This is a genomic window from Sphingomonas sp. Leaf22 (assembly GCF_001421715.1).
In the GTDB taxonomy this organism is placed as follows: Bacteria; Pseudomonadota; Alphaproteobacteria; order Sphingomonadales; family Sphingomonadaceae; genus Sphingomonas.
Map to the genome: position 1 here is coordinate 148,291 of NZ_LMKP01000042.1, position 24,072 is coordinate 172,362.

The 24,072-nt window shown below is 66.2% G+C and carries 23 protein-coding genes; 11 read left to right on the top strand and 12 right to left on the bottom strand.

The genetic code is table 11. The features are described 5' to 3' along the window. Positions 1–49 precede the first annotated feature (49 nt). The 3 genes from ASE70_RS16575 to ASE70_RS16585 all read right to left on the bottom strand — a co-directional run bounded on the left by ASE70_RS16575 (position 50) and on the right by ASE70_RS16585 (position 3,416). Positions 50–742 carry a TIGR02466 family protein gene (locus ASE70_RS16575; protein WP_056507241.1) on the bottom strand — a complete coding sequence of 231 codons (693 nt, stop codon included), beginning with the start codon at positions 740–742 and terminating at the stop codon, positions 50–52. Positions 743–769: 27 nt separating this feature from the next. Beyond that, entirely contained in the window at positions 770–1,345 is a 576-nt protein-coding gene (gene ppa / locus ASE70_RS16580; protein ID WP_056401562.1) for an inorganic diphosphatase, read from the bottom strand. 139 nt (positions 1,346–1,484) lie between these two features. After that, the gene (locus ASE70_RS16585; protein WP_082439021.1) at positions 1,485–3,416 is read right to left on the bottom strand and encodes a M61 family metallopeptidase; all 1,932 of its coding nucleotides are present in this window, start codon (positions 3,414–3,416) and stop codon (positions 1,485–1,487) included. 72 nt (positions 3,417–3,488) lie between these two features. Between ASE70_RS16585 and ASE70_RS16590 the strand changes: the two genes are divergently transcribed. Then, positions 3,489–4,781: a methyltransferase family protein gene (locus ASE70_RS16590; RefSeq protein WP_156347473.1), complete on the top strand. Its 1,293-nt coding sequence runs from the start codon at positions 3,489–3,491 to the stop codon at positions 4,779–4,781. A gap of 16 nt (positions 4,782–4,797) precedes the next feature. On the opposite strand, the gene ASE70_RS16595 is transcribed toward ASE70_RS16590, so the two are convergent. From ASE70_RS16595 to ASE70_RS16615, 5 genes are all read right to left on the bottom strand, one after another. Next, positions 4,798–7,194: a TonB-dependent receptor gene (locus ASE70_RS16595; protein WP_056507243.1), complete on the bottom strand. Its 2,397-nt coding sequence runs from the start codon at positions 7,192–7,194 to the stop codon at positions 4,798–4,800. Positions 7,195–7,318: 124 nt separating this feature from the next. Next, positions 7,319–8,692 carry a glutamate--cysteine ligase gene (locus ASE70_RS16600; RefSeq protein WP_056401982.1) on the bottom strand — a complete coding sequence of 458 codons (1,374 nt, stop codon included), beginning with the start codon at positions 8,690–8,692 and terminating at the stop codon, positions 7,319–7,321. Positions 8,693–8,759: 67 nt separating this feature from the next. Further along, positions 8,760–9,503 (bottom strand): 16S rRNA (uracil(1498)-N(3))-methyltransferase, encoded by a 744-nt coding sequence (locus tag ASE70_RS16605; RefSeq protein WP_056507246.1) that lies wholly within the window; start codon positions 9,501–9,503, stop codon positions 8,760–8,762. A gap of 9 nt (positions 9,504–9,512) precedes the next feature. After that, positions 9,513–9,827, bottom strand: a complete 315-nt coding sequence (locus ASE70_RS16610; protein WP_056401576.1) for a DMT family transporter — start codon at positions 9,825–9,827, stop codon at positions 9,513–9,515. After that, positions 9,827–10,102 (bottom strand): hypothetical protein, encoded by a 276-nt coding sequence (locus ASE70_RS16615; RefSeq protein WP_056401578.1) that lies wholly within the window; start codon positions 10,100–10,102, stop codon positions 9,827–9,829. The genes ASE70_RS16610 and ASE70_RS16615 overlap by 1 nt, the downstream gene beginning before the upstream one ends. A 135-nt stretch (positions 10,103–10,237) precedes the next feature. Here ASE70_RS16615 and ASE70_RS16620 point away from each other — a divergent pair, with 135 nt between their 5' ends. The 7 genes from ASE70_RS16620 (at position 10,238) to ASE70_RS20815 (ending at position 15,690) form a co-directional block, all read left to right on the top strand. Continuing rightward, positions 10,238–10,444, top strand: coding sequence for a hypothetical protein (locus ASE70_RS16620; protein ID WP_056401581.1), 207 nt, complete (start codon positions 10,238–10,240; stop codon positions 10,442–10,444). A gap of 86 nt (positions 10,445–10,530) precedes the next feature. After that, positions 10,531–11,460, top strand: coding sequence for a 4-hydroxybenzoate octaprenyltransferase (gene ubiA / locus ASE70_RS16625; RefSeq protein WP_056401583.1), 930 nt, complete (start codon positions 10,531–10,533; stop codon positions 11,458–11,460). A 38-nt stretch (positions 11,461–11,498) separates the two neighbouring features. Then, positions 11,499–12,845 (top strand): TldD/PmbA family protein, encoded by a 1,347-nt coding sequence (locus ASE70_RS16630; protein ID WP_056507249.1) that lies wholly within the window; start codon positions 11,499–11,501, stop codon positions 12,843–12,845. Then, positions 12,838–13,623, top strand: coding sequence for a 3'(2'),5'-bisphosphate nucleotidase CysQ (locus tag ASE70_RS16635; protein ID WP_056507252.1), 786 nt, complete (start codon positions 12,838–12,840; stop codon positions 13,621–13,623). The genes ASE70_RS16630 and ASE70_RS16635 overlap by 8 nt, the downstream gene beginning before the upstream one ends. A 1-nt stretch (position 13,624) precedes the next feature. Continuing rightward, the gene (locus tag ASE70_RS16640) at positions 13,625–14,185 is read left to right on the top strand and encodes an SMI1/KNR4 family protein (protein ID WP_056507255.1); all 561 of its coding nucleotides are present in this window, start codon (positions 13,625–13,627) and stop codon (positions 14,183–14,185) included. A 46-nt stretch (positions 14,186–14,231) separates the two neighbouring features. Then, positions 14,232–14,966, top strand: a complete 735-nt coding sequence (locus ASE70_RS16645) for a TonB family protein (RefSeq protein WP_056507311.1) — start codon at positions 14,232–14,234, stop codon at positions 14,964–14,966. A gap of 331 nt (positions 14,967–15,297) precedes the next feature. Further along, on the top strand, positions 15,298–15,690 hold the full coding sequence (locus tag ASE70_RS20815; RefSeq protein ID WP_056507258.1) for a hypothetical protein: 393 nt from the start codon (positions 15,298–15,300) through the stop codon (positions 15,688–15,690). A gap of 14 nt (positions 15,691–15,704) precedes the next feature. Here ASE70_RS20815 and ASE70_RS16655 read toward each other — a convergent pair whose 3' ends face one another. Together ASE70_RS16655 and ASE70_RS16660 are read right to left on the bottom strand one after the other, a co-directional pair. Further along, on the bottom strand, positions 15,705–16,403 hold the full coding sequence (locus ASE70_RS16655) for a hypothetical protein (RefSeq protein ID WP_056507262.1): 699 nt from the start codon (positions 16,401–16,403) through the stop codon (positions 15,705–15,707). A gap of 4 nt (positions 16,404–16,407) precedes the next feature. After that, the gene (locus tag ASE70_RS16660) at positions 16,408–17,601 is read right to left on the bottom strand and encodes a toxic anion resistance protein (RefSeq protein ID WP_056507266.1); all 1,194 of its coding nucleotides are present in this window, start codon (positions 17,599–17,601) and stop codon (positions 16,408–16,410) included. A gap of 141 nt (positions 17,602–17,742) precedes the next feature. Here ASE70_RS16660 and ASE70_RS16665 point away from each other — a divergent pair, with 141 nt between their 5' ends. Next, positions 17,743–18,981: an alpha-galactosidase gene (locus ASE70_RS16665; RefSeq protein WP_235520004.1), complete on the top strand. Its 1,239-nt coding sequence runs from the start codon at positions 17,743–17,745 to the stop codon at positions 18,979–18,981. Between the two features lie 408 nt (positions 18,982–19,389). Beyond that, positions 19,390–21,234, top strand: coding sequence for a translational GTPase TypA (gene typA / locus ASE70_RS16670; RefSeq protein WP_056401605.1), 1,845 nt, complete (start codon positions 19,390–19,392; stop codon positions 21,232–21,234). Between the two features lie 164 nt (positions 21,235–21,398). On the opposite strand, the gene ASE70_RS16675 is transcribed toward typA, so the two are convergent. Further along, the gene (locus ASE70_RS16675; RefSeq protein ID WP_235520005.1) at positions 21,399–22,163 is read right to left on the bottom strand and encodes a hypothetical protein; all 765 of its coding nucleotides are present in this window, start codon (positions 22,161–22,163) and stop codon (positions 21,399–21,401) included. Between the two features lie 86 nt (positions 22,164–22,249). After that, entirely contained in the window at positions 22,250–23,428 is a 1,179-nt protein-coding gene (gene chrA / locus ASE70_RS16680) for a chromate efflux transporter (RefSeq protein WP_056507272.1), read from the bottom strand. Between the two features lie 483 nt (positions 23,429–23,911). On the opposite strand from chrA, the gene ASE70_RS21140 reads away from it, so the two are divergent. Then, positions 23,912–24,072 (top strand): helix-turn-helix domain-containing protein (locus ASE70_RS21140; RefSeq protein WP_156356320.1); only part of this gene is annotated, 161 nt, incomplete at its 3' end.

A 24,072-nucleotide genomic window follows, 5' to 3' on the forward strand; every position in this document is an offset into this window, starting at 1 on the left:
GTCGTTGCCCTGCGCGCAGGCCGATGATCCGACATGCGGCAGCTATGCCCTAACCCTTCACGTCGATATTCATTGCGATCGAGATGCGATCCCGGCTGCCGCGATGGGGGCGGACGCCGTGCCGCAGCCACGACGGAAACAGGACGAGGTCGCCGGCGCGGGTCGGGAGGCGGCGCTCGTTCGACTGTGGCTGTCCATCGATGCCGATCATGCGGAAACCGGGCAGCCGCATCATCGTGACCGGGAACCGCGGGTCTTCGAAATAGAGCTCACCGCCGAGGTCGGCGTCGGTAGGGTCGGTCCCCATGTCGAGATAATAGACCGCCGCCCACAAAATGCCGGGATGCGCGTGGCTCATGTTCAGCGCGCCGGGCGGCGAGATGTTGGCCCACATCCGCACGGTCCATTCGACCCGCGCCGGATCGCGCCCTTCGAAATGGGAGGCGCGGCGGGCCATGCGGATGGCGAGGTCGGCGAGGCGTCCGGCGGCCGGGCCGCCCCATGCCAGCATGTCGGTATCGCTGTGCCAGCCGCCGATATTGGATCGGTTCAGCCCGCCGGCATCGCCGGCCGCGCGCGACAGGATCGCGAGGCGCAGGTCGGCATCGATCGTGGCCGGTTCCTGCAACTGCGCGTGCAGGATCGGGGTTTCGAACAGCCCGAGTTGCGCCGCGCGAACCCGCAGGGCGTCGGGGGACAGGCCGGTAGCGGCAGCGCCGCGATCCGACGTTACCTGCACCATGTCCTGCCCCCCGGCACCGTTATCGGATCAGCGACCCGGAACTTCGTAGTCGTGCGGCTCTTCGCCCTGCGCCTTGGCTTCGTTGTAGCGGTCGATCGCTTCGGTCGTGATGCGCTTGGCTTCCTCGGCGCCGCCCCACGTGCCGATGCGGACCCACTTCTTCTTTTCGAGGTCCTTATAGTGGGTGAAGAAATGCTCGATCTGTTCGAAGACGATTTCGGGCAGATCGCCCTTCTCGCCGACGTTGCTGTAATAGGGGAAGGTCGAGTCGACCGGCACGCACACCAGCTTTTCGTCGCCGCCGGCTTCGTCCTCGAGGTTCAGCACCGCGATCGGGCGGGCGCGAACGACGCAGCCGGGGATGAACGGCGAGCGCGACACGACCAGCGCGTCGAGCGGATCGCCGTCCGGCGACAGGGTGTGCGGCACGAAGCCGTAATTCGCCGGATAGCGCATCGGCGTGTGCAGGATGCGATCGACGAACAGCGCGCCCGAGGCCTTGTCGAATTCATACTTCACCGGTTCGCCACCAGTCGGAACTTCGATGATGACGTTCAGGCTGTGTGGCGGATTGTCGCCGGTCGGCACCATGTCGATGCGCATTGATAATCTCCCTTTTGTCGTACGGACGCGCGTGTGTCGCGCCCTTTACCCGGAATCGACAATCGATGAAGCACGTTTTGTTTGGAATCGCTACGAGTAACCATCGGGCGGTCCCGCAGCGGGACCGCCCGGCCGAACGTCATTTCGCGGTCAGCAACCGGTCGAGCCCGCCATCGCCCTGACCGACCTTTTCCAGCCGGGGGTAGCGATGCCCGTCAAAATAGGGGATCGCGACCTCGCGCACCGCGCCGTTCAGATTGACGGTCAGGCGGATCGGCTCCTTGCCGCCCTTCGCCGTACCGACCGCATCGCGCAGGCGGTCGGGCGTATAGGCGCTGCCGTTGACCCCGACGATCGTCGTGCCGATCTCGAACCCGGCCTTGAACGCCGGGCTGCCCCAGATCACGCTGGTGACCTTGCCATCCTTGTTCGCGGCGAGACCCAGCGAATAGGGGAGCGACACGCCGCCCGCGCTCTTTTCGCGCCCCTTCAGATAGGCGGTCGGGGTGTCGGTATAGGTCAGGCGATAGCCGTTGGCGGCAAACCCGTCGATCGGCGCGCGGTCGGTGCGGGCGTTCAGCCGCTTGTCAAGGAACCCGGCCCAGTCATAGGGCTGGATGCCGTTCAGCGTCTTCGCGACATCGGTCAGCGTATAGGGCAGCACGCCCCAGTCGCCGTCGCGCATCCCGAAAAAGGCGCGGGCGAAATCGTCCATCGACTTGGTGCCGCCCGACTGTTTGCGGAGCATCGAATCGACCTCCATCCACACCAGCAGGCCTTCGTTGTAATAATCCTCGGACCGCTGCCACGTCGGCCAGCCCTTGGGACGCCGGGCGGTGATGACCGGATCGTTGGTGGTGTCGACCAGCGGCCGCCACTGCCGCCCTTCGCGCGCGTCCAGGGCGGCGGCGATGTCGGCATAGGCGTCGAGCGTATCCTGCTTCGACACCAGCCCCGAGCGCGCCTGCAACACATAGCCCCAGAACTGGGTCTGCCCTTCATAGACCCACAGCAGCGAGTTGCGCATCGGCATGCGGAAATCGGGCGTGAACAAATCCGCCCCGCGACGGTACTTGCCGTCCCAGCTATGGGTGAATTCGTGCGGCAGCAGGTTGCGTTCGCCCGGGCTCGACGCCCAGTCGGTGAAATAGCCGGGGTCGACGCCGTTTTCGGACGAACGATGATGTTCAAGGCCGATCGAGCCCATCTTGTCGGTGATCGACAGCAGGAATTCATATTTGTCGTAATGCTGCGCGCCGAACAGCTTCACCGCCTGTTCGACCAGCCGGGTGTGTGCCGCGACCTGATCGGGGGTGGCGGCCAGTTCGGAGGGCTTGTCGGCGACGATGTTCAACCCGACGCGGTCGGTGAGCGCGAACCGTTTGAAATATTTGCCGGCGAATACGGGTGAGTCGATCAGCGTTTCGTAGCTGGTCCGGTCATATTTATAGACGCCGTTCTGCACCTTCGACGGCAGGCCCGATGCGGCGGTCCAGCCGGTAGGATAGCGCACCGTCGCTTCGATCGGAATCCGGCGGGTGTAGTAGCCGGCGGGGTAGAGGCTGACCGCTTCGAATTGCAGGTTCAGCATTTCGGGGGTCACGACGATGCGGCCCTGATCGCCCTGCTGCGCCGACAGGAACTGGAACTGTACGTCGAGATTCTTCGCGCCGGCGGGCACGTCGATATGGAAGGAGAACATGTCGAGCACGTCGCGGGTCCATGGCAGCTCGCGGCCACTGGCGCGAACGACGAGGCCGGCCAGCTTCTCAATCTCGCCGCGGGGGCCATGCTTGCCGGGCAGCCATTTCGGCATCATCAGCACCATGTGGCCGGTGCGGGCGACCGGGATCGTTTCCTTCACGCGGAAGATGCCCTGCACCGTGTCGGTCGCGTCGACGTCGAGCTTGATCGTGCCGGGATAGTCGATGTCGCGCGCGGCGGGGACGGTGTCGACGATCGGGGTGGGTTGCGGCAGCGTGTTGCCCGGCGGGTTGATCTGGGCGGTGGCGGGCAGGGCGGTGGTGAGCAGCAAGGCGATCAGCGGGATACGCAACGAATGGGTACGCAAGGGCGGGGACTTCCTTCGGACGCGGATATGCTTCACCGGATGCTTACCATGTCGGTGATAGCGGATGACGCCATGTATCACGCCAACCCGTTGCCTGTGCAAGCCGAACCCGAATCGCGGCCCGCATCGGCGGTGTCGGCAGGCGTCGGGCTGGCCGGTCTGGCCGGGCTGTGCGGCTGGATCGCGGTCGCGTGGCATTACGGGATGGACGGGCCGTATGCGGCGCTGGTCAACGTCGTCGCCTGTGCGGTGCCGATGGTGCTGTGGTCGCTGCTGGTCGACAAGGTGCATCGCAACCCGTCGACCGGCCTCGATTGGGACCGGGTCCGGCCGTGGCGCGAGACGGTCGAGATCAGCCTGACCAAGCTGGCCGGGCTATGGCTGACGTGGGGCACGATCGCCGGCATCTATGCGACCGGGCGATTTTATTGGCAGGGCGGGTTCGCCTTTTCGATGTGGGTGTTCGAATGGGCGGCGGTGCCGCTGTTCGTGCTGTCGATCCCGTACATGCTGTGGATCGACCGGCGACTGGTCGACCCGAAGGACGGGTGCTGGGCGCTGGGGGCGTGGATGATGCACCTGCCCGAGCCGATCGACCACGTGGCGATTTTCAACCATCTGCGCGGCTGGGCGGTGAAGGCGTTCTTCCTCGCCTTCATGCTGGCGATCGTGCCGCCGGGGTTCGGCGAACTGATCCGCACGCAGCGCGCCGACATCGTGACCGAGCCGGTGCCGCTGGCCAACTGGCTCATCACCTTCATGTTCGTGATCGATGTGGGCGTGGCGACCGCCGGCTACATCCTCGCGATGCGGCCGCTCGACAGCCATATCCGCAGCGCCACGCCCTATGCCGCCGGGTGGGCGGCGGCGCTGATCTGCTATCCGCCGTTCATCCTGATGGCCGATGGCGGACCGCTGGATTACCATCCGGGGACGTCGGACTGGACCCGCTGGTTCGCCGGGCAGCCGGTGGCGTTGTGGCTGGTCGGCGCGGTGCTGGTCGGGCTGACCGCGATCTATGCATGGGCAACGCTGGCGTTCGGTTTGCGCTTTTCGAACCTGACGCATCGCGGCATCCTGACGCACGGACCCTATGCGTTCAGCCGGCATCCGGCCTATCTGTCGAAGAACCTGTTCTGGTGGATTTCGACGATCCCCGTCCTGACGACCGCCGACAACTGGACCGAGGCGGCGCGCAATACCGCGATCATGGCGGCGGTCAGCGGCGTCTATTACTGGCGTGCCCGGACCGAGGAACGGCATCTCGGCCTCGATCCGGTCTATCGCGCCTATAGCGGCTGGATGACGCGCCATGGCGTCATCCCGCGCGCCTTTGCCCGTATCGGGATCGGGCGGGGGACATAACCCCCGCCCGACGCGATCAGAATCCGCCCGACAGCGTGAAGAACGCCATGCGCGGCGGCTGGGCATAGGTGTTGAAGGTCCGCGCGGCGGCACCGACGACGATTTCGTAGATACCCTTGCGGTCGGTCAGGTTGGTGATGTTGACCGACAGCCGCGTGTTGCGCAACCCCAGTCCGAGCGTTTCGGGCAGCGCATAGCTGGCCTGAAGGCTGACGAGATAGCGGCCGGGCACCGACTGGTCGTTGGTATAGGTCGCAAAGCGGCGGCCGACGAAATCGCCGATCGCCTGCACCTCGAACGGACCCGACGCGGCGGTGACGACCGTCTTGTTCAGCCAGCGCGCGACGTTGGGCACGTCCTTGCCCGCCGTCGCGATGGTGGTGGTGCCGCTGACATAGTCATCATCATAGCGCGACCGGTTGTAGGACAGCGCATTGTAGATCGAGAAGCCCGGTCCGAACCGCACCGTCGCCGCCGCATCGATGCCGTTGGTGGTGACGCCGCCGACATTCTGCAGGATCGACACGCCGCCGATGACCGAGGCGATGACCGGCGTCGCGCTGATCTGCAGCAGGCGGTTGCTGAAATCGACGTGATAGGCGCTCAACTGCCCCTCGATCGCAGTGACCGGGCCGAGGTCGACATTGTGACGCGAGCGGACGCCGGCTTCATAGGTCCACGACGATTCAGGCTGGGTATCGGCCTTGATCTGGTCGAACGCCTGCTGGCTGCCGACGTTGAACGGCGACAGGCCGGCGGCGACCGATGCCTGGAACTGGCGGACATTCTTCTGGATATGGCCGAAGACCTGGTCGTTGGGCGTCACGTCCCATACCGCACCGATCGCGGGCAGGAACCATTTGCGGGTGTTGAGCTGACCCTCCGGGAAGCCGGTCGACGATCCGGGCAGCGCGCCCGGCAGCGGCTGGACCGGGATGCGCCCCTCGGCGAATTGCAGGCTGGATTTGAACCCGCCCTCGATCGCAAGGGCCGGGGTCACCTGCCACCGGTCCTGCACGTGCAGCTGGACCAGATCATATTCGACGACGCTGGCATATTGGGTCAGCCGGCGCAGCGACGGATCGGCATATTCGTACGGCGAGGGCGGGCTGCCGACCGGCACCGCATACCAGCGGCGGAAGATCGTGTTGCGATTATGTTCGTACCAGCCGCCGATGTCGAACACATGGTCGCCGCTGGTGACGGTCACCGCCGCCAGTGCGCCGACGCGGTTGATGCCATATTCGGTGGTGCGCAGCGCATAGCCCGAATTGCCGAACACCTGCTTCAGATTCTGGCCCGGGTAATAGATGCGGAACAGCCCCGGCAAACCCGCGACCGAAATCGGGCCGACGATCTGCCCCTGACCATCGTCATGATGGTAATAGGGCTGGAGCTTGAAGACGATGCCGTCGCCCAATTTCTGTTCGAGCTTGAGATAGGCGAGATAGTCGGTACGCTGCGCATCGCCATAATAGTTGGTGTAGTTGGCCGGGTTGTTCGACGGCGGGGCACCGTTCGCGTCGAGATAGGCGAGCGCCCGCTGCCAGTTCGGATACAGCACGGTGCGGTAATAGGGTTCGAAGCTGCCGGTGTTGCGCGCGACCGAATCCTGGTTCGGTTCGTCCTTCTGGCTGTACGCGAAATAGCCGGTCAGCGTGGTCGTCGGCGTCGAGTGGACGAACTTGGCGTTGGCCTGCCACCCCTTTTGCCGGGCGTCGAATTCCCATGCGCGGGCGTTCTGGCGGATGCCCGAGATGTAGAGCGCGTTGCTGCCGCCCAGTGCGTCGAACCGGCCGGTGTCGAAGCGCAGATAGCTGCGGCTGGCGTCGTAACTGCCGAAGGTCTGGCCGAAGCGACCGCCCATTTCGGCCGCCGGATCGCTGGTATAGGTTTCCAGACCGCCGCCCAGATTGCTGGCCGATGCGGTAGCGAGGTCGGCGGCACCGGCGGTCAGGCGGACGCGGGCGACGTTTTCGCTGATGACCGCGCGCTGTGGCGACAGGCTGTTGAAATTGCCATAGGACTGATCGCCGAGCGGCACGCCGTCGAGGGTGAAGCCGAGCTGGTTCTGATTGAAGCCGTGGACGAACAGCGCGATATTCTGTTCGTTATTGCCCCAAGGATCGGCGGTTTCGAACTGCACGCCGGGCAGGGTCTGGATCGCCTTGACCGGATTGACGCCGGGCAGGACCTTCTGGATTTCGGCGGCTTCGAGCACGACGGCCGAGCGGGTCGTGCGCTTGCCGGTGACGACGACCGTGCCGTCCGCCTGATCGGTCGTATCGGCATCGGCCGCAGCCTCCGGCGCGATCTGCTGCGCGGCGGCGGGGGCGGCAAGGATCAATGACGCAAGCGACGCGGCAAGCAACAGGCGTGCACGACGGCGCACCGCCGAGGTAACGGACAACATGAAATTCCTCCCGGAACCGCGAAAGCGCGGACCGGGGTCGCCTATGCGTCGTCGATGACAGCTGTGCGCCGAAACGATTGCAATTCGGTGAATATCGAAAATTGGTATCCGAATTAGCGAAAAATTAGAAGCTGTAGTCGTCGTACGCCTTCGACAGGTCGCCCGCCCATGCACCGGCAAACTTGTCGAGCAGCACCTGCGCGGGCACCTTGCCCGAACGGACGACCTCGCGCAGCGGTTCGAGGAAGCCGCTCTCATCCTCGCCCGACGGGCCGAGACGACGGCGGGCGGAGAGGCCCTTGCCGGCGATGTCGAGTACTTCGCCCGCCACGTCGCGCAGGCGACCGCCGCCGGGTAGCGGTGCATCGAGGCCGAGCGCCGGCACCGCATCGCGCAGCGTCTGACGGTCGTCGATCGACCAGCCCTTGACCAGATCCCACGCGGCATCGAGCGCCTGGCCGTCGTAGAGCAGCCCGACCCAGAAGGCGGGCAGCGCGCAGATGCGACCCCATGGACCGCCGTCGGCACCGCGCATTTCGAGGAAGGTTTTCAGCCGCACTTCGGGGAAGGCGGTGGAGAGATGGTCGGCCCAGTCGTCGATCGTCGGCTTTTCGCCCGGCAGGACCGACAGATTGCCCTTCAGGAAGTCGCGGAACGACAGGCCGGCAGCGTCGATATACCGGCCGTCGCGATAGACGAAGTACATCGGCACATCGAGCGCATAGTCGGCATAGCGTTCATAGCCAAAGCCGTCCTCGAACACGAAGGGCAGCATGCCGGTGCGCGCGGGATCGGTGTCCGACCAGATGTGCGAGCGATAGGATAGCTGGCCGTTGGGCAGGCCATCGGTGAATGGCGAATTGGCGAACAGCGCGGTGGCGAGCGGTTGCAGCGCGAGGCCGACGCGGAATTTCTGCACCATGTCCGCCTCGCTCGCATAGTCGAGGTTCACCTGAATGGTGCAGGTGCGCAGCATCATGTCGAGGCCCATCGTGCCGACGCGCGGCATATGGTTCAGCATGATGCCATAGCGGCCCTTGGGCATGATCGGCAGTTCGTCGCGGCGCTTGTCGGGCCACATGCCTAGCCCCAAGAAGCCAAGGCCCAGTTCGTCGCCGACCGCCTTCACCTGATCGAGATGCCGACCGGTTTCGGCGCAGGTCTGGTGCAGGGTTTCGAGCGGCGCGCCCGACAGTTCGAACTGTCCGGCGGGTTCGAGGCTGACCGAGCCGTCCTTGCCGGTCAGGGCGATGACCTTGCCGCCTTCCTCGACCGGACGCCAGCCGAAGCGTTCGAGCCCGGCGAGCAGGTCGCGGATGCCGCCCGGTTCGTCATAGGACGGCGCGGCGTGATCGCTGGTGCGATACACGAACTTTTCGTGCTCGGTGCCGATCCGCCAGCGTTCGGCCGGCTTCTCGCCCCCGGCGAAATAGGCGATCAGTTGCGAACGGTCCTCGATGACCGCTGCGCTGGTGTCCGAAACGGTCTTCGTGCTCATGGTCGCGCCCATAAACGGGGCGAGGGTGCGATGCTAGGGGGCTGTCGTTGATACGGGTATAGCGCGGCTACCAGTCGCCGGCGGCGGCCATCCACAAGGCGGTCGCGGCCGCCGCCGCCGTCTCGGCGCGTAGGATACGCGGGCCGAGCGCGATACCGACCGCCTGCGGCAGCGCGCGGACGGCGTCGCGTTCCTCGGGATCGAAGCCGCCTTCGGGACCGATCAGGATCGCGGCGGGGCCGGGATGAGCGCGCATCGCCGCGACCGCCGGCACGCCGCCGGTCTCGTCGGCAAAGAACAGCGTGCGTTCCGCCGGCCAGTCGCGCAGCAGCGCGGGCAGCTTTAACGGTTCGGCAAGCGCGGGCAAGGCGGTGCGGCCGCATTGCTCGGCGGCCTCGATCGCGTGCGCGCGCAACCGGTCGAGGTTCAGGCGGTCGACGACGGTGCGACGGGTCAGCACTGGCACGATGCGATCGACGCCCAGCTCGCACGCCTTTTCGATCACCCAGTCGATGCGGCCCTTCTTGGTCGGGGCGATGCACAGCCAGAGATCTGGCACGACCTCCCGATCGCGGAGATGGTCGGTCGCCTCGAGGATCAGATCGCGCTTGCGGACCTGCGACGCGACCCCGCGCCATTCGCCACTCGCGTCGTCGAACAGACGGACGGTGTCGCCGTCCTTCACCCGCATCACCGACAACAGATAATGCGCCTGCGCGCCGTCCAGCCGGACCTGCACGCCCGGGCCGAGCGGTTGTTCGACGAACAGGCGGGGTGACGAATCGGTCGGCCAGGCGGGGGTGGCGGGCATGGCGCGGGGTTAGGACGCCAGCTTCATGAGTACCAGCCCGCCGAGCAGCATCGCCGCCGCGGTCAGGCGCAGCGGGGTCACCGCCTCGCCGAGCAGGACGATGCCGACGACGAACGCGCCCAGCGCACCGATGCCGGTCCACACCATGTAGCTCGTGCCGAGCGGCAACTGCTTCATCGCCAGCGACAGCAGCCCGAAACTGGCGAACATCGTGACGAAGGTGGCGAGCGTCGGCAGCGGCTTCGAAAATCCGTCCGACAGCTTCATGTAATAGGCCCAGACGATCTCCAGCAGCCCGGCGACGGCCAGCATGACCCATGGCATCACGGCGTCTCCGCGTCGCGTTCGATCCGGTAGGCGGCGTCGAGATAGCGGTCCGCGGCCGCGCGCAGCGCCGGTTCCTTCTCGAACGCTTCGGCCGGGGGTGGCGCTTGGCCGATCGCGTCCATCAGCGTCCACAGCGCGAAGCGGCGCGACGGATCGCGTTCGATACCGAAATCGATCGCCATCCGTTCGCGCGCGGCGTCGATCGTTGCCGGATCGGCGGTTTCGGGGTCGGTCGTGCCGAAATAATGACGCAGCAGCTGGTCGAGGTCCATGGGCCGGGTTGTAGCGGCGATCCCCCGCCGGTGCGACCGGTTCGTGACCGCGACGTGACGAAGGTTTAACGCAACAAATCCGCCATTTCGTGCACTGTATCCGGCATCGGACATGGTGTTCGAAGGAGGTTCAACATGCGTTCCCTTTCGCTGATCGTCCTGCCGCTGGCGATGCTGGCGGCGCAACCTGCGCTGGCCAAGGGCTGTGTCCGCGGCGCTGCCGCCGGCGCGGTCGCGGGTCATTTCGTCGGCAAGGGCCATGGGCTGCTGGGCGCGGCGGCGGGCTGCGTCGCGATGCACCACCATTATGCCAAGCAGGCCAAGGCGCAGGCCAAGCACTGATCGATCGCCCCGTCGCCCTGACCGGTGACGGGGCCGTTCGCGCATTCCCCCTGTCGCTTCGCACGCAGCCGTGGCAGCAGGGCCGCATGCCATCCCCGACCAATGCCGCCGCGTCCGAACAGGTTGCCGATACCGAACATCGCGGGATGATCGCCGTCCTGCCACGACGCGCGCGTCCGTTCGCATTGCTGGCGCGATTCGACCGGCCGATTGGCTGGTGGCTGCTCTACTGGCCCGGAGCATGGGCGATGGCGCTGTCGGGGCGGGCGGTCGAGCGATGGGACATGCTGCTATGGTTCCTGCTGGGCAGCGTCGCGATGCGCGGGGCGGGATGCGTCTATAACGACATCGTCGACCGCGATCTCGACCGGCAGGTGGCGCGAACCGCCAACCGCCCGCTGGCGAGCGGCGCGGTGTCGGTGAAGGCGGCGTGGGTCTGGCTGCTGGTCCTCAGCCTGATCGGACTGGTCGTGCTGCTGCAATTGAACCTGACCGCCGCGATCGTGGCGCTGGCCAGTCTGGCGCTGGTCGCCGCCTATCCCTTCATGAAGCGCATCACATGGTGGCCGCAGGCGTGGCTCGGCATGGTGTTTTCATGGGCGGCACCGGTCGCTTGGGCGCAGATGGGCACCGACGACTGGCTGCCGCTGGTGCTGCTCTATGCCGGGTCGATCGCGTGGGTGATCGGATACGACACCATCTATGCGTGTCAGGATATCGAGGACGACGCGATGGTCGGGGTGCGGTCGTCGGCACGGGCGATGGGCAGCCGGGTGCGGCCCGGCGTGACGCTGTTGTATGCCGTCGCCATCGCGTGCTGGGCGGGGGCGGTGTGGCGGGTGTTCCCGACCCCGCTGGCGCTGGCGGCGTTGCTGCCGGGGGCGCTGCACCTGTTGTGGCAGGTCGCGACGCTCAAACCGGCGGACGGGGCGAACACCTTGCGACGGTTCCGCTCGAACCGCGATATCGGGTTGCTGCTGTTCCTAGGCCTGTTGGTGGTGGGGCAGGCGGCATGAGCGTTGCCGTCACCGCTTCGGCTTCCCATCTGCCGACCATGCTGACTCCGTCCCAAGCCGTCGACCGGGCGCATGCCGCCATGGATCTTGCCAAGCGTCATGGCGCGGATGCCGCCGATGCGATCCTCGTCGCCGATACCGCGCTTTCGGTGTCGGTGCGGCTGGGACAGCTGGAGGATGTCGGCCGGTCGGAAGGCAGCGAACTGGGCCTGCGCGTGTTCGTGGGCCAGCGATCGGCAAGCGTCTCGACGTCCGACCTGTCCGACGCGGGGCTGGACGCGCTGGCCGAGCGGGTCGTGGCGATGGCCCGCGCCGCGCCCGAAGATCGCTGGGCGGGCCTCGCCTCGGCGGAACGGTTGCTGCACGGCGCGGCACCGCTGCTCGACCTCGACGATGGCGGCGACGTTCCCCCGCAATTGCTGCGGGATGCGGCGCTGGCGGTCGAGGATGCGGCGCGGGCCGTATCGGGCGTCAGCAATTCGGAAGGCGGATCGGCCGGGTATAACCGTGCGGTCGTCGCCTTTGCCACCAGCCATGGCTTTGCGCAGGGCTATGCGGTCACCAGCCACGGCATTTCGGCCAGCGTCCTTGCCGGCGAAGGCGCAGCGATGCAGCGCGACTATGCACATCATTCGGCGCGGCACCGCGCGATGCTGGAGGACCCCGAGAGCGTCGGTCGGCGCGCGGGCGAACGCGTGGTCGCGCGGCTGAACCCGGTAAAAGTCGATGGCGGGGCAATGCCGGTGGTGTTCGACCCGCGCGTCGGCGGCAGCCTGATCGGGCATATCCTTGGCGCAATTTCCGGCCCGTCGATCGCGCGCGGCACCAGTTTCCTGCGCGACTGTCTGGGCCATGCGATCCTGCCGACGAACCTGTCGATCCTCGACGATCCGCACCGCCCGCATGGCTTACGCGCGCGGCCGTTCGATGGCGAGGGACTGCCGGTGTCGCCGATGGCGCTGGTCGATCATGGCGTGCTGGAGACATGGCTGCTGGACAGCGCATCAGCGCGGCAACTGGGGCTGGAGCCGACCGGCCATGCCTCGCGCGGGTTAAGCGGACCGCCGGGGGTGACGACCGGCAACGTCCATCTGGCGGGCGGCACCGGCACGCGCGAGGCGCTGATCGCCGATATCGACCATGGCGTGCTGGTCACCGAATTGATCGGGCAGGGGGTCAACGGCGTCACCGGCGATTACAGCCGGGGGGCGTCGGGCTTCCTGATCGAACGCGGCGAGATCACGCGACCGGTGTCGGGCATCACCATCGCCGGCAATCTGCGCCCGATGCTGGCGTCGCTGACGGCGGCGGGCGATCTGGAGCATCGGCAGGGCGTCAACGTGCCGACGCTCCGGGTCGATGGCATGACGGTGGCGGGTGGCTGACCCAGCGCTGCTCGAACAGGTAACGGCGATCGTCGCCGAAGCGGCGGCGCTGGCGCATGAGCGCTGGCATGGCGACTTCGCGACATGGGAAAAGGCGCCGGGCAATCCGGTGTGCGAGGTCGACCTGACCGTCGACCGGCTGTTGCGCGACCGGCTGAGCGCGCTGTTGCCCGAGGCGGGGTGGCTGTCGGAGGAGACCACCGACGACGCGATCCGGCTGGCCAAGCGGCGGGTGTGGATCGTCGATCCGATCGATGGGACGCGCGACTATATCCGCCGGCGCGACGGCTGGGCGGTATCGGTGGCGCTGGTCGAGGATGGCCAGCCGGTGCTGGGCGTGCTCGACGCGCCGGTGCGGCGGCAGCGCTGGACGGCGCGGATCGGCGGCGGGGCGTGGCTGAATGGCAAGCGGCTGGCGGTCAGCACCCGCAGCGACTTTGCCGGCAGCCGCACCCCGGTCGACGCGCTGGCAAAGGCGGACCGCGACCTGGCGATGGTCGCCAAGCCCAATTCGATCGCGCTGCGCATGGCGATGGTCGCGGCGGGCGAGGCCGACTTCCTCGCCACCATCCGCTGGGGCAACGAGTGGGACGTGGCGGCGAGCATCCTGCTGGCACGCGAGGCGGGGGCGACGGTCACCGACGCGATCGGGCGCAAGCTGCGCTTCAACCAGCCGCGCCCGCAGTTTTTCGGGGTGATGGCGGCGGCCCCGGGCATCCATGCGGCGGCGGTCGAGCGGTTGCGCGAGCGGGCGATCGTGGCGCTGGGGAAGCGGTAGCATGGGGTGGCTGGCGCGGCTGTTCGGGCGGGAGCGTCGTGATCGACCCGCCTTCAAGGCTGGTCGCAGGAAGCGGGAAGCGCCGCCGGTTGCCCCGCCGGAAGCAACCGACGATCCGGACTGGGCATGGCGAACATTGGTGGCATGGTGGGATCGGACCCGGAGCGATATCCCGATCGCTGGTGCTTCCGACGAAGCGATCGAAGCGCTCGAACGTCGCTACGATATCATCCTGCCGCCGGACTTTCGCGCCTATCTCGCCAATGCAGTTCCTTCTTGTGACGATATCGACTGCGAGATCGGTACATGGTGGCCGCTTGGTCGTATCCGCAACATACCGGAAGAGTATCCGCATCCGGTTGGAGGGGCAGTTCGCGATCAGGGACGTCGTACGCTTTTCTTCCTCGATTATTCCTTCTGGTGCTGCGCTTGGGCGATTTGCTGCGAACCGGGCGACGACTGGGGCAAGGTCCTGTTGATTTCCGGCGGCGACCAGATTGTCGCGGACAGCTTCTCCGATTTTGTCGCAGCTTATACGTCCGACCCGTGGCTGATGCTCTGATCCCGGATCAGCCGCCATTCATCGGCGTTGTGCCAGGGCGATGGCGATGCAGGCGACACTTCCCGAACGGACGCGGATCGGTGCGATGGGGGTGACCATCGCGCTGCATGTCCTGCTTGGGTGGGCGCTGATCGTCGGGCTGGGCGTCGATGTGCCGCGGGCGGCGCAGAGTGCGCTGGCGACGTTCGACATCCTGCCGCCGCCGCCCGATCCGCCACCCCCGCCGCCGGTGCCGCAGGTCGTGCGGCAGGGGCGGCCGGAGGGACGGGCGGCCCCGCCCAATATCCGGTCGAAGGCGACCGAGATCGTCGCCACGCCGCCGGTCGTCCCGCTGCCGGTGCCGCCGCCGGTCGTGACCGCGCCGGTCGCCGGCCCGGGGAACGACGCGTCGTCGGGCGCGACCGATCGGGTCGGGCCGGGGACCGGTGCGGGCGGGGTCGGCAACGGCCTTGGCAGTGGCGGTGCGGGGGATGGCGATGGCGGCGGCGGGGGCGACACCCCGCCCGAGCAGATCGGCGGATCGTTGCAGGGTGCGCGGTTGCCGCCTCAACTGGCGGATGACGGCTTCGTGGGGACGGTCGTTGTCGATTACGTCGTCGAGCCCAACGGCCGAGCGACCGACTGTCGCATCCGCCGGTCGAGCGGCAATCGTGCGATCGACGTCGCGACCTGTCGTCAGATCGAGCGCGCCTTTCGCTTCCGCCCGTCGCGGGACGGCCGCGGGCGGGCGGTGCCGTCGGTGATGGTGCAGCGGCATGACTGGGATGTCGAGCGCGACTGAAAAGACTGGGTTTTCCGGCAAAGGTCACAAAGGTCACACTTGCCACGTTTCGTGCGCGCGTCGCTCGTCTGCGTTGCAGAACAGTGATTGCGTCGACAGTAAGAAAGAGCCGGACGCAGGATAGCGGCAACACCAGCTTGTAGGACAGCCGAAACGAGCGGCCCCATTGATCGGAGGAATGCCAAGGACGGCGATGGGGCGCGATCGGAGCGGCCCTGCGTCACCTCGAACCCGATCGGGGGTGGCGGTCGTTATCCGTCGAAATAGAAGCGGGACCCCGGATCAAGTCCGGGGTGACGGTAAAGGATGGGTCGTCCACCCCATCTCCCAGATGGGATTGGCGATCCGCCAAGAGGAATTTTTATATTATCGAAGTGATCGGGTTGCGCTCTTATTAAGCAGCGAGGGGCTGATGAAAATTCCGGATTTTATAAAGACCGCGACCTCTGATATCGTAGCCGCTGTTCGCCTGTATTCGCCTGAAGAAGGTGGCCGGTCGGAGCCGATCTTACCCGGTTTTCGATGCCTTTGCATGGCCTCGCAATTCCGGCCGTTAGTGGGTTACGAAGTCTATCCGCTGCTCATGCGGCCGTTAGCGCCAGGCGAGACTCGGCGGATAGGCCTTTCGCTGCTTTCCCCGGACGATGCGATACCGGCGTTCACCGCTGCGGGTCGGTTCTACCTGTGGGACGGCCGGTTCATTGGCGAGGCGCTACTGTCATAACGCTTCACCCGACCCTACTCCTCCCCCTGATACTTGATCTGCAGATAGCGTTCCCTTGTCGCCAGACTGTCCAGATCGCCCTGCGCCAGTTGCTGGGTCATCGCGGCGATCTCGCCGTCGATGATGCGCAGGCCGTCGACCAGTTGCTGGTCGGGCGTGCGGCCGTTGCGTTCCACTCGGCGGAGGGGTTCGGGGACGCGCTGGTAGCCGCGGATCAGTTCGGGGAGCTGTTCGCCGACCAGCTTGCGGACCTCGAACGCCGCCGGTTCGTCGTCGCCGAGCGTGGCCAGTTGCGCCGACAGCGTGTCGAGCTTCACCCCGATCGAGTCGGCGATGCCGATCGCCGGCGCGGGCAGGGCCGGGCGCTGGGTGGCGAGCCAGCGTTCGGTCTGCGCCGGCAGCGACTTGATCGGGGCCTGTACCAGTTGCTCGACGACGACCGGTCGCGTGACCGGCAGCGCCGCGAACAGTACCGTCGCGGCGATCAGCAGCGCCACGACCAGCAGCGCACCGCCGACGCCCAGCGGCACGAACCAGCCCAGCACCAGCGCGGCGAGGAGGATCGCGCCATCGGCAAGCGCGATGCGGCCGACGCGGCGCAGCACCTCCGCCTCGCGCCGCCGCCGGGCGCGGGGGGCGACGACGCCGTTGCGTTCGCGCGCGCGTTCGAGCGTCAGGCTGGCGCGTTCCAATACCTCGTCGCTGCGCGACATGGGCCTACATCGCCTCCAGCTTGAACGTCTCACCCTGACCCGACGCGTTCTGCGACGCGCCCTCGGCGCGGGCGATATAGCCCTTCGACCGTTCGACCTCGCTGCCGAGCGTGTTGATGGTGGTCTTCATCGAATCGAGCGCCTTCAGCTTGAACGTGTCGATCGCGTCCATGGTGTCATAGACGTTCTGGAACGCGCGTTGCAGCACCTCGACCGGGATCGTCGAGGCCGCGGCCTGTTCATGGATCGTCGCGGTTTGCGAGCGCAGCAGCTTGCCGGTCGAATCGATGATGTTGGCGGTGGTGGTGTTGAGCGCGGTGATCTGTTCGAGGACCAGCTTCTGATTGGTCAGCGCCTGTGCGACCGTCACCGCAGTGCGCAGCGCGCCGACGGTGGTGGTGCTGGCGCGGTCGACGCCCTTCACCAGCTCGACATTGTTCTTCTTGACCAGATCGAGCGCCAGATAGCCCTGCACCGTCACCGCCATCTGCGTCAGCAGGTCTTGGCTGCGTTGCCGGACATAGAAGAGCGCGGTTTCGCGGATCGCCTTGGCCTTGGCCGGATCGCTGTGATCGAGCTCGTTGGCTTTGTCCTCCAGCTTCCGGTCCATCTCGCGCGAGAGATAGATCATCTGTTCGAGCCGGCCCATCGCGGTCCACAGGTTCGCGCGTTCGGTGTCGATGGCGGCATTGTCCATCAACAGCTCGTCCTTGCCCGATTGCAGGCGCTTGAGGATCGAGGCGATATGGCTCTGCGCCGATTTATAGCCGTCGAAATAGTCGCGGACCTTGCTGCCGAACGGAATCATGCCGAACAGCTTTTTCGGTTCGAGCAGATTGCCCTGCCGACCGGGATCGAGATCCTCGATCGTGCGGCGCAGCTGCGCCAGATCGGCCCCGACGCCCGATTCCTGATCCATCGCCCGCACCGGCCGGTCGAGGAAGCGATTCGACTGGCCCGCCGCCTCGCGAATCTCGCGCGCGCCCAGATTGCTGATCGCATCGACGCGCTTGCCGAATTCGGGCGAGTTCACGTCCTGCGCGACCAGCTGGTCGATGAAATCGTCGACGCGGGTCTGCAATTCGGTCTTGTTGACGTCGTCGACCGGGACCAGTCCGGCGGCCTTGGCGGCAGGGACCGTCGGCACCGGATCGGGCGGCGTCAGCACCAGCGCGGGTTCTTCAGTCTGCGTCGCCATAGTTCCTCCACGTCGTCCGCCGGGTGATGCCATGCGAACGCGGTATCATTCAACTGTGGTATTTAGGTAATACACCACGCAGGCGCAACCTCTTGTCTCACGCTGTCATTCGCGATAGCCAGCACGGCAGAGGGGATTGATATGACAAACCGTTTTCAAGGCCTGTTGCGGACCGCCGCCCTGTCGATCGCGTTGATGACGCAGACGGCACGCGCGCAGGACCAGTTCATCGATCCCAACACGCTGCGCCCGTCGCTCGATCCGGCGCGGATGGCCAATGGCCTCGCGCTCACCCCGCCAATGGGGTGGAACAGCTGGAACAAATACGGCTGCAACATCACCGAAAAGATCGTGCGCGACATGGCCGACGCCATGGCCGGCAACGGGATGAAGGCGGCGGGCTATAGCTATATCGTGATCGACGACTGCTGGCACGGACAACGCGACGCCAACGGCTTCATCACTGCCAATGCCGAGAAGTTCCCGAGCGGGATCAAGGCGCTGGCCGACTATATCCATGGCAAGGGCCTGAAGTTCGGCATCTATTCGGACGCCGGTGCCAAGACGTGCGGCGGGAAGCCCGGCAGCCAGGGCCATGAATATCAGGACGCGCTGACCTATTCCCGCTGGGGCGTCGATTATCTGAAATACGACTGGTGCTCGACCGGGGTCCGCAATGCCGAGGAAGCCTATGCGTTGATGGCCGACGCGCTGAAGGCCAGCGGGCGGCCGATTGTGCTGGCGATCTGCGAATGGGGCAACAATCGCCCGTGGGAATGGGCCAAGAAGATCGGCAATCTGTGGCGCACGTCCTCCGACATCCGCGACGGGTGGAAGGGGCGTGAGAAATGGTCGATCGGCATGACCGACATCGTCGACATCAACGAACCGCTCTATGCCCATGCCGGCCCCGGCCACTGGAACGATCCCGACATGCTCGAAGTCGGCAATGGCGGGATGAGCGACACCGAATATCGCGCGCATTTCAGCCTGTGGGCGATGATGGCCGCGCCGCTGATCGCCGGCAACGACATCGCGACGATGAGCGACGCGACGAAGGCGATCCTGCTGAACCACGACGTCATCGCGGTCGATCAGGATGCGCTGGGCGCGCAGGGCCGCCGTGTCCGCGACGACGGCGATCAGGAAGTGTGGTCGCGCACGCTGGCCGACGGATCGCGCGCCGTCGTGCTGTTCAACCGGGGCGAGACACCGGCGCAGATCACGGCGACGTGGCCCGAGATCGGCTATCCGGCGACCGTGAAGGCCGAGGTTCGCGATCTGTGGGCGCACAAGTCGCTCGGCAGGGTGGCGGGCCGGTTCGCAGCGACCGTTCCGGCGCATGGCGTGGTCATGGTCCGGGTCACGCCGGGCAAGTAGAACCGGATTTTCGCGCAAAGGCGCAGAGGACGCAAAGGGTAGGGTGCGGTCGGGCGACGTTATGACGGCGTCGAACGCACCTTCTCTGCGCCTCCGCGCCTCTGCGCGAACATTTTTCGCCCGCGATCAGGAAGAAGGAAGGTTGGTTCACGCGGAGGCGCGGAGGGGTTCCGGTCGTGGCGTCCGTCACCCGCGCCAGCAGCGTCTGGCTTGCCTTTCCGGTAGCGCGGCGTCTCCCGGACGCGAACCGGGTGCCGCAGGCGCAATCCCTCCGCGTCTCCGCGCCGCCGCGTGAATCACACTTTTTCACGCCGCTGCGCTGCACCGCAAAAACGTCCCCTTTGCGGAATTGCGAGAAATACGCTAAGCGCGCGCCCAACTGCACTCCCGCACGATCCAGGAAATAGTATGAGCCTTCGCAACGTGGCAATCATCGCCCACGTCGATCACGGCAAAACCACGCTCGTCGATCAGTTGTTCCGTCAGTCCGGCACGTTCCGCGACAACCAGCGCGTCGAGGAACGCGCCATGGATTCGAACGACCTCGAAAAGGAGCGCGGGATCACCATTCTCGCCAAGCCGACCTCGGTCGACTGGACCCCGCCGGGCAGCGATGAATCGATCCGCATCAACATCGTCGACACCCCCGGCCACGCCGATTTCGGCGGCGAAGTCGAACGCATCCTGTCGATGGTCGACGGCGTCGTCCTGCTGGTCGATTCGTCGGAAGGCGCGATGCCGCAGACGAAGTTCGTGACCGGCAAGGCGCTGGCGCTGGGCCTCAAGCCGATCGTCGTCGTCAACAAGGTCGACCGCAGCGACGCGCGCATTCAGGAAGTGCTGGACGAAGTGTTCGACCTGTTCGTGTCGCTGGACGCGAATGACGAACAGCTCGATTTCCCGGTGCTCTATGCGTCGGGCCGCAACGGCTATGCATCGACCGACATGGACGCGCGCGAAGGCACGCTGATCCCGATGTTCGAGACGATCGTTTCGCACGTTCCGGCACCGAAGGTGGAAGTGGAGGACGTTCCGTTCACCTTCCTCGTCACGCTGCTCGACCGCGACAACTTCCTTGGCCGTATCCTGACCGGCCGCGTCAATTCGGGCACGGTGAAGCTGAACCAGCCGATCCACGCGCTCGATAATGACGGCAACATCGTCGAGACGGGTCGCGCATCGAAGATCATGTCGTTCCGCGGCCTCGACCGCGTGCCGGTCGACGAAGCCAAGGCGGGCGACATCATCTCGCTGGCCGGCCTGACCGTCGCCACCGTGTCGAACACGATCTGCGACCCGCAGGTCACCGAGCCGCTGCACGCGCAGCCGATCGATCCGCCGACGCTGTCGATGCGCTTCGCCGTCAACGATTCGCCGATGGCGGGTCGCGAAGGCAGCAAGGTCACGTCGCGGATGATCCGCGACCGCCTGTTCCGCGAAGCCGAATCGAACGTCGCCGTGAAGGTGACCGAAGCCGCCGATCGCGACAGCTATGAAGTCGCGGGCCGCGGCGAATTGCAGCTGGGCGTGCTGATCGAAACGATGCGCCGTGAAGGGTTCGAACTGGGCATCTCGCGTCCGCGCGTGCTGTTCGGCGAGGACGAGAACGGCAAGAAGACTGAGCCGTACGAAACCGTCATCATCGACGTGGACGAGGAATATTCGGGCACGGTCGTCGAGAAGATGAACCTGCGCAAGGCCGAGATGACCGACATGCGTCCCTCGGGCGGCGGCAAGACCCGCATCACCTTCTCGGCGCCGTCGCGCGGCATGATCGGCTATCACGGCGAGTTCCTGTCGGACACGCGCGGTACCGGCATCATGAACCGGCTGTTCGAGAAGTACGGCCCGCACAAGGGCCAGATCGACGGCCGCAAGAACGGCGTGCTGATCTCGAACGGGGCCGGCGAAGCGCAGGGCTATGCACTGGGTCCGCTCGAAGAGCGCGGCATCCTGTTCGTCGGCCACGGTGAGGCGCTGTACGAAGGCATGATCATCGGTGAGAACGCCAAGACGGATGACCTCGAGGTCAATCCGATGAAGGCGAAGCAGCTGACCAACTTCCGCGCATCGGGCGGCAAGGACGATGCGATCCGCCTGACCCCGCCGAAGAAGATGACGCTGGAACAGGCGATTGCGTACATCGACGACGACGAGATGGTCGAAGTGACGCCGAAGAACATCCGTCTGCGCAAGCGCCACCTCGATCCGAACGAGCGGAAGAAGGCCTCGCGCGCGAAGGCGGCAGCCTGAGCGAGCGGGCCGGGCAGGCGGACCGGGCAACGGCGTAGCGTCAGCTACGCCGAGCCGCACAGGGTCCGCCCGGCCGACCTTGCCCAAGCGAGGACCGACGACGTGGCTTGGCCATGTCGGGCCAGAGAAAAGAACGGCCCCGGAAGCGATTCCGGGGCCGTTCGCTATCCCGGAAAGAACGCCGCCATTGGCCGCGCCGCGCCGGGCGTACCCGCCACCACCGCCTGGGTCAGTGCGATGCCCCATGGGCTGAAGGCGAAGGCTTCCGCCAGCAGGAAGCAGGCGATGAACGCGCCCCATCCCCACCGCCATGCCGGATGTATCCGCCCGGTGCGGCGGCGCTCGGCGATCATCGCGAACACCGGAAAGATGGACGGCGCGATCAGTGCCGCGGCCCACCATCCCCACGGGATCAGGAACGGCATGGGCAGCAATCGTCCGAAGCCGGGACCGGTAATCGCCGCCATGCCGCAGAACATCAGCCGACGGTGCCAGTCGGTCCGCCGCCGCAGGACGATCGCGACGCTGCTGACCGAAACGAAGTACAGGATGCCGACCGGATTGCCGATCAGGAAGGAATTGAGATCGAGGATCGGTGGCCCGCCATGATGCCGTGCCGACAGGATCGTGATGCCGATACCGAGCACCGTCATCAGCGGCAGCAACGCCAGCGCGAGCCAGCCGAGTTGCCGGTGACCACGTACCGCGCCGCCATAGATCAGGACGTTCTGCGCGACGTACAGGATGATCCAGCTGAGAAAGACCGCGCCGTGCAGATGATAGATGATCGGAAGCGAAAGGCTGGAGCGACCCGCGAAAAAATTCAGTGAAAAGCCGGCAATGTCGACCGTCGCCATGGCGATCGCCGAAAACAGGAAGAAGCGATGTTCCGGCGTTCTTGCCGTCGATGCCGTTGCCAATGTTGCCATGTGTCACCCCCCCGATGAACGAAGCGGTTTGACTGTACCATGGGTCGGGGAGTTAGGCGAGACGACCTGTCGACGACGCCGTTCGGTCAGAGCAACGCCCACCCCGTCACCGCCCCTACGCCCACGATCACAGGCGTCACCCAGCCACCCTTCAGCCGCCACGCCAGCCCCAGCGCGACCGCGAACAGGATTCCGCCGATGGCGACCGCATCTACTCGCCCACCGGTCGCCATCGCCAGTTGCACGAAGGTCGCCGCGATGATGCCGACCACCGCCGCCGCCACGCCGGTCAGTGCGTGGCGGAGCGAGGGCGCGTCGACAATTCGCTCCAGCCGTTCGAAGAACAGCAGCGAAAAGGCGAAGGCCGGCAGAAACATGCCGAGCGTGATCGCCAGCGCGCCGGTGAGGCCGCCGGCGACATAGCCGACAAAGGTCGCAAAGATCACCAGTGGCGCGGGGATGACATTGGCGAAGGCGACCCCGTCGAGGAACGCCGCATCGCCGATCCAGCCCCGCCCGACGGTATCGGCGCGGACATAGGGGATGGCGGTATAGGCCCCGCCAAAGGTCAGCAGCCCGCCCTTCAGGCCGGCGACGAACAGCGCGAGGATGGTCAGCGGTTGCGCCATCGATCCGGCCGGGGCGGGGGTGGCGATGCCCATCGCCCCGATCGCGGCGACAAGGCCGGCCACGCCGATCGCCACCGCCACTGCCGGCCGGGCCATCGCGGCATAGACACCGCCGCCGACCAGCAAGGGTATCCAGAACGGTACGCCGATCAGCGTCGCGATCGCCGCCGCCACCGCGATCGCCGCCAGCAATCGGTCCTCGATCACATGCTGGCCGATCCGCACCACCGCGCGCAGGATCACCGCAAGGATGGCGACCTGAATGCCGAGCAGGATGCCGCCGAAGCCGACGCTGCCCTGCACCACCGAGACATACAGCCAGCCGACCAGCAGCATCAGGCAGAAGCCGGGCAGCATGAAGCCCAGTCCCGCGAGTAGCCCGCCGACCCGGCCGCGCGCCAGCACGCCGAAATGGACGCAGAGTTCGTGCGCCTCGGGGCCGGGCAGGATCTGCAACACCGCGAGCAGGCGATTGAACCGCCCGCGATCGATCCAGCCCTCCTCCTCGACCAGCGCCTGTCGCAACATCGCGATCTGCGCGACCGGCCCGCCAAAGGCGAGACAGCCGAACCGCAGGAATTTCAGGAACAGCGCGATCAGGCCGATGGCCGGGGGGCGGGACGGGGTAATTTGCATATGGCAACGCTCCTACAGGCCGCGAACGCGACCGATGGAGCGGAACTTGGACGGCACCCGTCTGAACGGGCGTCCGCGCCGGCCCGCGACGGCAATCCGCCACAATGGCGGGGATGTGTCAATCAGTCTTGCGGGGCTTCCGGATCCTCCCCGGTACGGGGAGGGGGACCGTCGCCGGAGGCGATGGTGGAGGGGGATGGCGGCGCAACGCGACGGTTTCGTGTGCGGACACCCCCCTCCACCATGCTGCGCATGGTCCCCCTCCCCGCGGAGCGGGGAGGAGGCAGAATCATGGAACCGGCGTCCGTTTCAGTATCGTCACCCCGGGCTTGACCCGGGTCTGAGTTCACAAACGAAGTGCAACACCTGAGACAGGTGCTGCCATGTCCATCTACCGTCAGTTATCGCTTGAGGAACGGTGTTCGATTGCCCGGCTTCANCTGAGTTCACAAACGAAGTGCAACACCTGAGACAGGTGCTGCCATGTCCATCTACCGTCAGTTATCGCTTGAGGAACGGTGTTCGATTGCCCGGCTTCATGAAGCCGGGCAATCGATCCGGCAAATCGCTGCAGCTCTGGATCGCCAGCCGTCGACGGTCTCGCGCGAGTTGAAACGGAATGCCGGCAGCAAGGTCGGCTACCG

Excerpts from the sequence above, each read along its gene's own strand:
- ASE70_RS16645 (WP_056507311.1), top strand. The coding sequence starts at position 14,232 with ATGCAGGCGACACTTCCCGAACGGACGCGGATCGGTGCGATGGGGGTG.
- ASE70_RS16575 (WP_056507241.1), bottom strand. The coding sequence starts at position 742 with ATGGTGCAGGTAACGTCGGATCGCGGCGCTGCCGCTACCGGCCTGTCC.
- ASE70_RS20815 (WP_056507258.1), top strand. The coding sequence starts at position 15,298 with ATGGGATTGGCGATCCGCCAAGAGGAATTTTTATATTATCGAAGTGAT.
- chrA (WP_056507272.1), bottom strand. The coding sequence starts at position 23,428 with ATGCAAATTACCCCGTCCCGCCCCCCGGCCATCGGCCTGATCGCGCTG.
- ubiA (WP_056401583.1), top strand. The coding sequence starts at position 10,531 with ATGCCATCCCCGACCAATGCCGCCGCGTCCGAACAGGTTGCCGATACC.
- ASE70_RS16655 (WP_056507262.1), bottom strand. The coding sequence starts at position 16,403 with ATGTCGCGCAGCGACGAGGTATTGGAACGCGCCAGCCTGACGCTCGAA.
- ASE70_RS16595 (WP_056507243.1), bottom strand. The coding sequence starts at position 7,194 with ATGTTGTCCGTTACCTCGGCGGTGCGCCGTCGTGCACGCCTGTTGCTT.
- ASE70_RS16590 (WP_156347473.1), top strand. The coding sequence starts at position 3,489 with ATGTATCACGCCAACCCGTTGCCTGTGCAAGCCGAACCCGAATCGCGG.
- ASE70_RS16660 (WP_056507266.1), bottom strand. The coding sequence starts at position 17,601 with ATGGCGACGCAGACTGAAGAACCCGCGCTGGTGCTGACGCCGCCCGAT.
- ASE70_RS16675 (WP_235520005.1), bottom strand. The coding sequence starts at position 22,163 with ATGGCAACATTGGCAACGGCATCGACGGCAAGAACGCCGGAACATCGC.
- ppa (WP_056401562.1), bottom strand. The coding sequence starts at position 1,345 with ATGCGCATCGACATGGTGCCGACCGGCGACAATCCGCCACACAGCCTG.
- typA (WP_056401605.1), top strand. The coding sequence starts at position 19,390 with ATGAGCCTTCGCAACGTGGCAATCATCGCCCACGTCGATCACGGCAAA.
- ASE70_RS16605 (WP_056507246.1), bottom strand. The coding sequence starts at position 9,503 with ATGCCCGCCACCCCCGCCTGGCCGACCGATTCGTCACCCCGCCTGTTC.
- ASE70_RS16610 (WP_056401576.1), bottom strand. The coding sequence starts at position 9,827 with ATGCCATGGGTCATGCTGGCCGTCGCCGGGCTGCTGGAGATCGTCTGG.
- ASE70_RS16630 (WP_056507249.1), top strand. The coding sequence starts at position 11,499 with ATGCTGACTCCGTCCCAAGCCGTCGACCGGGCGCATGCCGCCATGGAT.
- ASE70_RS16665 (WP_235520004.1), top strand. The coding sequence starts at position 17,743 with ATGACAAACCGTTTTCAAGGCCTGTTGCGGACCGCCGCCCTGTCGATC.
- ASE70_RS16600 (WP_056401982.1), bottom strand. The coding sequence starts at position 8,692 with ATGAGCACGAAGACCGTTTCGGACACCAGCGCAGCGGTCATCGAGGAC.
- ASE70_RS16620 (WP_056401581.1), top strand. The coding sequence starts at position 10,238 with ATGCGTTCCCTTTCGCTGATCGTCCTGCCGCTGGCGATGCTGGCGGCG.
- ASE70_RS16640 (WP_056507255.1), top strand. The coding sequence starts at position 13,625 with ATGGGGTGGCTGGCGCGGCTGTTCGGGCGGGAGCGTCGTGATCGACCC.
- ASE70_RS16615 (WP_056401578.1), bottom strand. The coding sequence starts at position 10,102 with ATGGACCTCGACCAGCTGCTGCGTCATTATTTCGGCACGACCGACCCC.